The following is a 9725-nucleotide window of genomic DNA, read 5'->3' as shown; positions in this document are numbered from 1 at the left end:
AAAGGCGTCGTCGTCGAGGACGATGTTCGGGCTCTTGCCGCCCAGCTCCTGGGCCACGCGCTTGACGGTCGGGGCGGCCGCCTTGGCCACCTCGATGCCGGCGCGCGTCGAGCCGGTGAACGACACCATGTCGATCTCGGGATGGCTGGAGATCGCCGCGCCGACCGTGGGGCCGTCGCCCTGCACCATATTGAACACGCCCTTCGGCACGCCCGCCGCATGCATGATCTCGGCGAAGATCTGGCCCGAGAACGGCGCCACTTCCGACGGCTTCAGCACCATGGTGCAGCCCGTGGCGATGGCCGGAGCCACCTTGCAGACGATCTGGTTCAGGGGCCAGTTCCAGGGGGTGATGAACCCGCAGACGCCGATCGGCTCCTTGACGATCATCGTGGCGCCACGGTCTTCCTCGAACTTGAAGGTCTTGAGGACCTCGGCGGCGGTGGCGAGGTGCGCCATGCCGATCGGCACCTGGGCGCGCTGGGCCAGGCTGGCCGGGGCGCCCATCTCTTCGGTCACCGCCGTGGCGAGGTCGCCGAAGCGCTTCTGGTACTCGGCCAGAATCCGGCCCAGCACCTCCAGGCGCTCTTCGCGACTGGTCTGGCTCCACGAGGCGAAGGCCTTGCGGGCGGCCTTGGCGGCCTTGTCGACGTCGGCGGCCGAGCCCATGGCGATCTTGCCGGCGACTTCCTCGGTGGCGGGGTTCTCGACGTCGAGCGTCTTGAGGCCCTCGGCGGGATCGACCCACGCCCCATCGATGTAGAACTTGAGGTACTCGCGCATAGACGTCCTCCTGGCGATCTTGGTGTCGTTGTGGGCTTAAGGCCTCATCGCCCAACCCTTCAAACAATCATTTTAGTGATCGGCGTTCAGGTTGAAAGCCCTCCGTGTGGACTCCTGCGCAACTCTTCTGCGCAACGCAACGTCCTTGCCGCTTCGCCCGGGCCTCGCTAAAGCCCACGCCAACCTGACTCCGGAGGCCCCATGAGCGGCGTCTATATGATCCTGGTCTTCGTCGCCGTCATCGCGGCGCTCAACCGCTTCGAGTTCGGCCGCTTCGACTAAGGCCATTCCGGATGGCCGGCCGCGGCGCAGCACTGGTGACGGGCGGCGCACGGCGGATCGGCCGGGTGCTGGCCAAGGCCGCCGCCGAGGCGGGCTATGACGTCGCCCTGCACGTCCGCACGATGGACGACGACGCCGAGGCCGCCGCCGGCGCGGTGCGCAGCAAGGGCCGCAAGGCCACCCTGGTCACCTGCGACCTGCGCAAGGAGTCGGCCACCGTGGCCCTCGTCGGCGAGGCCGAGGCCGAGCTCGGACCGATCACCCTGCTGGTCAACTGCGCCTCGGTCTTCGAGCAGGACCAGTTCTCCGACATGAACCGCGCCAGCTGGGATCTCCACATGGAGACCAACCTGCGCGCGCCTCTGGTGCTCAGCCAGGCGTTCGCCCGGCGGCTGCCGGCCGATCGCGAGGGCCTGATCGTCAACGTGCTGGACCAGCGGGTCTGGCGGCCGGGACCGGACTTCTTCTCGTACACGATGTCGAAGACGGCGCTGTGGAACGCGACCCAGATGCTGGCCCAGGCGCTGGCGCCGCGCATCCGGGTGAACGGCATCGGGCCCGGCCCCACCCTGCCTTCGATCCATCAGGACCAGGCGGCGTTCGACGCCGAGGTCGCCACCACGCTGATGAAGCGCCCGTCGTCGCCGCAGCAGATCGCGGCGGCGCTGCGCTATCTCATCGACGCCGAGGCGGTCACCGGCCAGATGATCGCCGTCGACTCCGGGCAGCACCTGGCGTGAGCGTGCAGACCGCCAGCAAAGTGTTCGTCACCGGCCTGCAGGTGCAGGCCCAGATCGGCGTCTACCGCCACGAGATTGGCCGCGTGCAGCCGCTGATTGTCGACGTCGAGCTCGACGTGCCCACCAACGCCTCGGACCGGCTGGCCGAGACGGTGAACTACGAGACCATCCTGGCGGCGGCGCAGGCGCTGGCCGGCCAGGGCCATGTCGACCTGGTGGAGACCTTCGCCCACCGGCTGGCCGAGGCCTGCTTGCAGGACGCCCGCGTCACCCGCGCCCGCGTCCGCATCGAGAAGCCGCTGGCGCTGGCCCCCCACGCCGTGGGCGCCGGGGTCGAGATCGTGCTGCAACGCGGGTGAGCAATTTGTAACGCGGTGACCGCTTTGCGTGACGTCGCGCAGGGGCCATTATCTTGCATAGCACGATAGCGTGCATGGAGGACCAAGAGCGACGATGACCGACGACTACGTAGGCTACGAAGACCGGACGATGCCGATCATCTGCTACGCGCTCTACCTGCTGGCCTTCGCCACGGGCATCACGGCGGTCATCGGGCTGATCATCGCGTACGTCCAGCGCAGCACCGCCGGACCGGTGATGCGGTCCCACTACACCTTCCTGATACGCACCTTCTGGTTGGGCCTGCTGCTCGCCATCGTGGGAGGTGTCATCGGCGGGATCCTGATGGGCATCGGCGCCATCCTGACCGTCATCCTGATCGGTTTCCCGATCATGGCGCTGGCGGGCCTGGTCTGGGCGCTCGCGGCCGTTTGGTTCGGCCTGCGCTGCATCGTGGGCCTCGTCCACCTGAGCCGCGGCGAGGCCTACCCGCGGCCCTACGCAGTGCTGGTCTAAGCCGCCACCAGCTCGCGGCGGACCAGCCGGGCGTAATCGTCCATCAGGCTGAGCGAGATGTTGCCGGGGCGGAATCGGTACTCGCCGATTTCGCCCACCGGCGTGACTTCGGCGGCGGTGCCGACCACGAAGCACTCGGTGAAGCCCGCCAGCTCCTCCGGCCGGATGTGGCGCTCGATCACCTCGAAGCCCTTGGATTTCGCGAGCTTGATCACCGTCTGGCGGGTGATGCCGTTCAGGAAGCAGTCGGGCGTGGGCGTGTGGATCACGCCGTCCTTGATGAAGAACACGTTCGAGCCGGTGCTCTCGGCGACGTAACCGCGGTAGTCGAGCATCATGGCGTCGGTGTAGCCGTCCTTCTCCGCCGCGTGCTTGGAGATGGTGCAGATCATGTAGAGGCCGGTGGCCTTGGCGTGGACCGGCTCGGTCTCGGGGCTGGGGCGCTTGTACTTCGCCCAGGTCATCCGGATGCCCTTGGCCTTCTCCTCCGGCGAGAAGTAGCTGGGCCAGTCCCACACCGCGACGGCCACGTGGATCTTGGTGTTCTGGGCCGACACGCCGATCATCTCGGAGCCGCGCCAGGCGATCGGGCGGATGTAGGCGTCGGTCAGGCCGTTCTTGGCGCAGGTGTCCTTGCAGGCCTGATCGATCTCGGCCACCGTGTACGGGATTTCGAAGTCCAGGATCCTCGCGGACTCGAACAGCCGCTCCGTATGCGCCGTCAGCTCGAAGATCTCGCCCCCATACATCCGCTCGCCTTCGAACACCGCCGACGCGTAGTGCAGGCCGTGGGTGAGGACGTGCACCTTCGCCTCGCGCCAAGGCACGAACTGGCCGTCGAGCCAGATCCAACCGTCGCGATCATCGAAGGGAACGATAGCCATGAGGGGAAAACCTCCTTTCGGAAGGGCCCCTTGAACCCGCCGGGCGCGTCCGCGTCAAACGAAATGGGCGCTTTTTCGTGAGCGCGCCGCCCGATCCGCGGCTGATCCTGCGCGAGGACGAGCTCGACGCCGGCGTCGAGCTCCTGCTGCTGGCCGAGGCGTCGCTGTGGGCCGCCGTCGACCAGGGGCTGGAGGCGGAGGGACTGGGCCTGGGCCGTTCGCACTGGCGCGCGGCCTTCCTGCTGCGCCGGCGGCCGGGGATCGGGGTGCAGGAGCTCGCCCACCTCACCAGCCTGTCGAAACAGGCGGCGAGCCGCATCCTGGTGGACCTGTCGGCCAAGGGCCTGGCCGAAAAGCAGGCGGGCGACATCGACGGCCGCCGCCGCAGCGCCGCGCTCACCCCGCGGGGAGAGGCGTTCGAGGCGGCGATCAGCGAGCGGCTGCGCAGCCTGCTCGTCCGCGCCTACCGCACCGGGGGGCTGGACGGCGTGGCCGGTGCGCGCGCCATATTGTCGGCCATGGCTGGGGGGCGGACGAAGAGCCCCGGCGGAGGACGCCCATGAGCTTCTCGGACGCGCCCCTGCGTGCGCGGCACCTGCTGGTGGTCGACGACGACGACCGCATCCGCGACCTGCTCAAGGAATATCTGTCGCGCGCCGGCTTCCGGGTCACGGCGGCCGCCGGCGGCGCGCCGGCTCGGCGGCTGCTCGCCACCCTCGACTTCGACCTGGCGGTGTTCGACGTGATGATGCCGGGCGAGGACGGCTTCTCGCTGACGAAGTGGCTGCGCGAGCAGCGCGGCTCGTCGGGCCGCACGCCCGTGCTGATGCTGACCGCCAGGACCGAGGCGGCCGACCGCATCGATGGCCTCAAGCTGGGCGCCGACGACTACCTGGGCAAGCCGTTCGAGCCCGAGGAGCTCCTGCTCCGCATCGAGGCGATCCTGCGTCGCGCCAGGGACCGGCCGCAGGCGGCGGGCTCGCTCTCGTTGGGCCGCTGCGCGTTCGACGCCGACCGCGGCGAGCTCACCTGCGCCGGCGAGGCGGTGCGCCTGACCGAGGCGGAGATCGCGCTCTTGCGCCAGCTGGCCCGCACGCCGCACGAGGCGGTCGACCGAATGGAGCTGGCCCGCGGCTCGGTCGACCCCTCCGGCCGCGCCGTCGACGTCCAGGTCACCCGCCTGCGCCGCAAGATCGAGGACGACCCCAAAGCCCCGCGCTACCTGCAGACCGTCCGCGGCGTGGGCTACCGCCTGGCGCCGGACTGATGCGGCTCCCCTCGTCCTTCCGGGTGTTCGTGCGCTGGCTGAAGCGGCGGCTGCCGGGGACGCTGTTCGGGCGGTCGCTGCTGATCATCGTGCTGCCGGTGGCGCTGATGCAGATCGCGGTCACCTACGTGTTCTTCGACGCGCACTGGCAGACGGTGACGAGCCGGCTCTCCGAGGGGCTGGCCGGCGACATCGCCTGGGCGGTGGAGAGCTACAAGGAAGACCCCAGTCCCGAGGCCTTCGCCAAGCTCTCGCAGCGGGCCGAGGACTCGATGAGCCTGTCGATCGCCCTGCAGCCGGGCCGCAAGCTGCCGGTGCGGCGGCGCGACCCGCCGGTGCTGATGGAGGCCTTCTTCGCCCCCATCGACCGCTCGCTGGACCGGGCGCTCAGCGAACGACTGGACGCGCCGTTCTGGTTCGACACCACCCGCTACCCGGCCTACGTCGACATCCGCGTGGGCGTGCAGGGCGGGGTGATGCGCGTGCTGGCGCCGCGCGAGCGGGCGTTCGCCACGCAAGGCCACATCTTCGTCCTCTGGATGACCGTGGCGACGGTGCTGCTGACCACCGTGGCGCTCCTGTTCATCCGCAACCAGGTGCGCGCCATCGAGCGGCTGGCCAGCGCCGCCGAGGCCTTCGGGCGTGGCGCCGACGTCCCGGCCTTCAAGCCGCATGGCGCGAGGGAGGTGCGCGCCGCGGCCCACGCCTTCCTCGACATGCGCGGCCGCATCCAGCGGCACATCGAGCAGCGGACCGCCCTGCTGGCGTCGGTCAGCCACGACCTGCGCACGCCGCTCACGCGGCTGAAGCTGACGCTGGCGCTGGCCGAGCCCAACAGCCGCACGGCCGACATGAAGCGCGACCTCTCCGAGATGGAGCACATGGTCGACGAGTACCTGGCGTTCGCCCGCGGCGAGGGCGGCGAGGCGGCCGAGGCCGTGCCGCTGCGGCCGCTGATCGAGGCGGTGAGCGAGGGCGCCCGGCGGATGGGCGCGCAGGTGCGCGTGGACGCCGACCCCGACCTGAGCGCCACCGCCCGGCCCAACGCCCTGAAGCGGGCTCTGGCCAACCTGGTGATGAACGCCGCCGCGCACGGCGAGCATGTCGCGGTGGCCGCCCGGCGCGACGCCCAGGGCCTGGAGATCACCATCGACGACGACGGTCCCGGCATCCCGGCCGAGCAACACGAAGAGGCCTTCAAGGCCTTTGCCCGCCTGGACGAGAGCCGCAACCAGAACATCAAGGGCGTGGGTCTGGGCCTGGCGATCGCCCGCGACGTGGCGCGCGGCCACGGCGGCGACATCATCCTGGACCGCTCGCCGCTGGGCGGCCTGCGGGCGACCGTGCGGCTGCCCGGGTAACGATGTTCATGTGGGGTTCACGGGCGACGGCCAAGCTCGCCCGCGAACCGGACATCGGGGAGCCTCATGCGCGCCATCGCCTTCGCCGCCGTTCTCAGCCTCGCCGCGGGCTCGGCCCTGGCCGCCGATCCGGTGGAGGGCGAGTGGCTGACGCAGGGCGGTGGCGGCAAGGTCCGCATCGCGCCCTGCCCCGGCAAGGCCGACCGGCTGTGCGGCAATATCAGCTGGCTCAGGCCGGCCGACGCCAAGGCCACCGACCAGAACAACCCCGACCCGAAGCTCAAGACCCGCCCGATCATGGGCATGCCGATGCTCTGGGGTTTCAAGCAGGCGGCGCCGGGCCGGTGGACCGGCGGCAAGATCTACGACCCCAACAGCGGCAAGACCTACGACTCGAAGATCGGCGTGAACGCCAACGGCACGCTGAAGGTCGAAGGTTGCGTGCTGGTGGTCTGCCAGGCGCAGACCTGGAAACGCAGCTAGGCGCCCAGCTCCTTCGAGCGGCGGACGGCGGCGGAGACGGCTTCGCGCATCAGGTCGGGCAGCGCGCCGCTGGCCAGCAGCACGTCCAACGCCGCCTGGGTGGTGCCGCCCGGCGAGGTGACCTGGCGGCGGAGCTCGGCGGGGTCCTCGCCCGTCTTCGCGAGCAGCGCCGCAGCGCCGGTCAGTGTCGAGCGCGCCAGCCGCTTGGCGTCCTTGGGCGAGAGGCCGGCCGCGGCGCCCGCAGCCTCCAGCGTCTCGATGAAGGCGTAAAGATAGGCCGGCGACGAGCCGGACACCGCCGTCGCAGCGTGCATCAGGCCCTCGTCGGCGAGCGAGACCACGGTGCCCAGCGGCTCGAGCAGGGCGTGGGCGCGGGCGAGCGCGGCGGGGTCGTCCGCATAGACGCTGGCGGTGCCCTGTCCGATCGACGCCGCTGTCGTGGGCATCACGCGCGCGACGCAGCGGCCGCCGAAGGCCTTGGCAATATCGCCCGACTTCACGCCGGCGCAGATCGACACGATGACCGCGCCCGAGCTCAGCCACGCCGCGGCCTCGGCCGCCGCCTCGCGCCACACCTGCGGCTTCACGGCCAGCACCACCGTGGCGGCGCGGGCCAGTTCGGCGTCGGGGGGATTGAGGACAGCGCCCGCCGCCTCGGCGGCCAGCGCCGCCGGGCCGGGTTGCGGATCGCGGATCATCAGGTCCGAGCCCGCGAAGGCGCCGGCGGCGAGCCAGCCCTCGATCATGGCGCCGCCCATCCGGCCAGCGCCCAGCATCAGTATCGGTGCGATCATCGGCGCGACCCTAGCTGACACGGACGCGCCGACCAATCAAAGAGACCTAGGCCAGGATATCGACCGTATCGCCCGGCTCGGAATTGGCGATCAGGTCGGCCAGCAGCTGGGTTTCGAGCGCCAGCGCAGGATCGACGACGGTCGGGGTGTCGGCCTCCACGACCGGCGGCGTCTCGACCGTGCCGTCGACCGGCGGCGTCTCCTCGACGGTGTCGACCGGCGGGGTCTCCTCGACGACGTCGGTCGGCGGGGTCTCTTCCACCGGCGGCGTCTCGACGATCGGCGGCACGACGGGCAGCGGCGGGGTCTTCGGCCCGTGCTTGGCTTCGAAGCGCGCTGCGTTCCGCGCATGGGCAAACTCGGCCACCGCATGGCCGAACGCGGCGCCCTTTGCCGGGGTCTCGGCAGCTTTGGCCTGCTTCGCCGGGTTGAGTTCGTTGTTGGTGTTGGTCTTCAGGGTTGTGGCCGCAAGGGGCGGCGTGGCTTGGGGGGCGACTTTCACGAATGAATCTCCAGGGTTGGGGCCCTTAACCATGCAAGGCCCGTGCCGTTTCGGGACAGAGATGACGCAGACGCGGACGCCCGCTAGGGTCCGCGCCTTCAGTCGGGGAGTGCCTTTGATGCCGTCGCGCGCGCTGCTGTTCGGCACCGCCCTTGCCATCGCCCTGGGCGTGGCCGCCCAGGCCCAGCCGGTGCGGCGCGAGGTGGGCGCCATCGTGTTCGACGGCGCCCCGGCGACGCCGCCGGCTCTGCAGGCCGCCATCGCGCCCTACTACAACGCCCGCTCGGCGGTGTTCGAGGATTGGCTGCCCGACGGCTCGATCCTGATCGCCACGCGCTTCGGCGACACCAATCAGATCCATCGCGTGGCCCAGCCCGGCGGCGCGCGTCGCCAGCTCACCTTCTTCGGCGAACCGATCAACAACGCCGAGGTCGTGCCGGGCACGTCGACCTACCTCTATCCGCGCGACGTGGGCGGGGCCGAGTACTACCAGGCCTACATCCGGAGCCTGGGCGGGACCGAGACCCAGCTGACCGCACCCAACACCCGCAACCAGAGCTTCGTCTTCTCCAAGGACGGCAAGGCCGTGGTCTGGAGCCAAGTCACGCCCGGCGATCCGAACTACGACATCCTGCTGGCCGATCCGTCGAACCCGGCCGGCCGTCGCGTTATCCACGAGGGCACCGGCTCGATGGCCCCGCAGGACATCACGGCCGACGGCAAGACGGTGCTGGCGGCGCGCTTCAACTCCTCGGCGTGGGTCGAGCTGTTCACCCTGGACGTGGCCACCGGCAAGCTCACGCCGATCGGGCCCAACCGGAAGATCGGCTACCAGGGCGCCGCGTTCGTCGACGGCGGCGCGGGCGTGCTGACCCTCTCGGACGACGGCGCCGAACACACCCGGCCAGTGGTCATCGACGTGAAGACCGGCAAGGTCCGCGACCTGGAGCCCGCCGCGAAATGGAGCTCGGAGGCCTTCGACGTCAGCCCCGACGGCAAGGTCGTGGCGCTCTCGGTCAACGAGGAGGGCTATTCGACGCTGGTCCTGCGCGACGTGGGGACCGGCAAGGCGCTGCCGGGCCCGAAGCTGCCGCAGGGCGTGCTGACCGCCGCCAAGTTCTCGCCCGACGGCAAGAAGATCGGCCTCAGCCTGTCGACCTCGACCAGCTCGGGCGACGTCTGGAGCTATGACCTGGCGAGCGGAGAGCTGACGCGCTGGACGGAGAGCGAGCTGGGCGGTCTTGATCCCGCGAAGCTCGTTGAGCCCGCGCTGTTCCGGTACCCCACCTTCGACGGCAAGCAGATTCCGGCCTTCATCTACAAGCCGAAGGCCGCCAAGGCGGGCAAGCTGCCGGTGGTGATCCAGATCCACGGCGGGCCCGAGAGCCAGGAGCAGCCCAGCTTCAACCCGCGCCGCCAGGCCTGGGTGGCCGAGCTGGGCGCCGCCGTGATCATCCCCAACGTCCGGGGCTCGACCGGCTACGGCAAGACCTACATGAGCCTCGACAACGCCGAGAAGCGCGAGGACTCGGTCAAGGACATCGGCGCCCTCTTCGACTGGATCGCCAAGCAACCCGACCTGGACGCGAGCCGCGTGGCCGTCGTCGGCCAGTCGTACGGCGGCTACATGGTGCTGGCGGTGGCCGGCCACTACAACGACCGCATCGCCGGCGCGATCGACCTCTACGGCATCTCCGACTGGGTCACCTTCCTGCAAAACACCGAGGGCTACCGCCGCGACAATCGCCGGGCCGAATACGGCGACGAGCGCGAT

At 70.2% G+C, this 9725-nt stretch carries 12 protein-coding genes; 8 read left to right on the top strand and 4 right to left on the bottom strand.

The genetic code is table 11. From position 1 onward, the window contains the following. On the bottom strand, nucleotides 1–783 hold a 783-nt coding region (locus VGD44_RS17085; protein WP_331089288.1), incomplete at its 3' end, for an aldehyde dehydrogenase family protein. 293 nt (nucleotides 784–1076) lie between these two features. Here VGD44_RS17085 and VGD44_RS17080 point away from each other — a divergent pair. The 3 genes from VGD44_RS17080 (at nucleotide 1077) to VGD44_RS17070 (ending at nucleotide 2660) form a co-directional block, all read left to right on the top strand. Beyond that, on the top strand, nucleotides 1077–1805 hold the full coding sequence (locus VGD44_RS17080; protein WP_331089286.1) for an SDR family oxidoreductase: 729 nt from the start codon (nucleotides 1077–1079) through the stop codon (nucleotides 1803–1805). Continuing rightward, complete coding sequence (folB, locus tag VGD44_RS17075; RefSeq protein WP_331089284.1) at nucleotides 1802–2164, top strand: dihydroneopterin aldolase; 363 nt, start codon at nucleotides 1802–1804, stop codon at nucleotides 2162–2164. The genes VGD44_RS17080 and folB overlap by 4 nt, the downstream gene beginning before the upstream one ends. A 94-nt stretch (nucleotides 2165–2258) precedes the next feature. Next, complete coding sequence (locus tag VGD44_RS17070) at nucleotides 2259–2660, top strand: hypothetical protein (protein WP_331089282.1); 402 nt, start codon at nucleotides 2259–2261, stop codon at nucleotides 2658–2660. Here VGD44_RS17070 and VGD44_RS17065 read toward each other — a convergent pair. Then, nucleotides 2657–3544, bottom strand: a complete 888-nt coding sequence (locus VGD44_RS17065; RefSeq protein WP_331089280.1) for a branched-chain amino acid aminotransferase — start codon at nucleotides 3542–3544, stop codon at nucleotides 2657–2659. The genes VGD44_RS17070 and VGD44_RS17065 overlap by 4 nt on opposite strands. 77 nt (nucleotides 3545–3621) lie before the next feature. On the opposite strand from VGD44_RS17065, the gene VGD44_RS17060 reads away from it, so the two are divergent. From VGD44_RS17060 to VGD44_RS17045, 4 genes are all read left to right on the top strand, one after another. Then, complete coding sequence (locus VGD44_RS17060; protein ID WP_331089278.1) at nucleotides 3622–4107, top strand: MarR family winged helix-turn-helix transcriptional regulator; 486 nt, start codon at nucleotides 3622–3624, stop codon at nucleotides 4105–4107. Next, the gene (locus VGD44_RS17055) at nucleotides 4104–4811 is read left to right on the top strand and encodes a response regulator transcription factor (RefSeq protein ID WP_331089276.1); all 708 of its coding nucleotides are present in this window, start codon (nucleotides 4104–4106) and stop codon (nucleotides 4809–4811) included. The genes VGD44_RS17060 and VGD44_RS17055 overlap by 4 nt, the downstream gene beginning before the upstream one ends. Next, a complete protein-coding gene (locus tag VGD44_RS17050) occupies nucleotides 4811–6172 on the top strand; it encodes a sensor histidine kinase (protein WP_331089274.1) in 1362 nt (453 codons plus the stop codon). The genes VGD44_RS17055 and VGD44_RS17050 overlap by 1 nt, the downstream gene beginning before the upstream one ends. A gap of 66 nt (nucleotides 6173–6238) precedes the next feature. After that, on the top strand, nucleotides 6239–6655 hold the full coding sequence (locus VGD44_RS17045) for a DUF2147 domain-containing protein (RefSeq protein WP_331089272.1): 417 nt from the start codon (nucleotides 6239–6241) through the stop codon (nucleotides 6653–6655). On the opposite strand, the gene proC is transcribed toward VGD44_RS17045, so the two are convergent. Together proC and VGD44_RS17035 are read right to left on the bottom strand one after the other, a co-directional pair. Then, the gene (gene proC, locus VGD44_RS17040) at nucleotides 6652–7446 is read right to left on the bottom strand and encodes a pyrroline-5-carboxylate reductase (protein ID WP_331089290.1); all 795 of its coding nucleotides are present in this window, start codon (nucleotides 7444–7446) and stop codon (nucleotides 6652–6654) included. The genes VGD44_RS17045 and proC overlap by 4 nt on opposite strands. Nucleotides 7447–7495: 49 nt before the next feature. Beyond that, the gene (locus VGD44_RS17035) at nucleotides 7496–7951 is read right to left on the bottom strand and encodes a hypothetical protein (RefSeq protein ID WP_331089270.1); all 456 of its coding nucleotides are present in this window, start codon (nucleotides 7949–7951) and stop codon (nucleotides 7496–7498) included. 118 nt (nucleotides 7952–8069) lie between these two features. Here VGD44_RS17035 and VGD44_RS17030 point away from each other — a divergent pair. After that, nucleotides 8070–9725, top strand: a 1656-nt coding sequence (locus VGD44_RS17030) for an alpha/beta fold hydrolase (protein ID WP_331089268.1), incomplete at its 3' end; no start/stop codon positions are given.

It is taken from the genome of Phenylobacterium sp. (assembly GCF_036402295.1).
Classification (GTDB): domain Bacteria; phylum Pseudomonadota; class Alphaproteobacteria; order Caulobacterales; family Caulobacteraceae; genus Phenylobacterium.
This window is presented reverse-complemented; position numbering and strand designations above follow the sequence as displayed.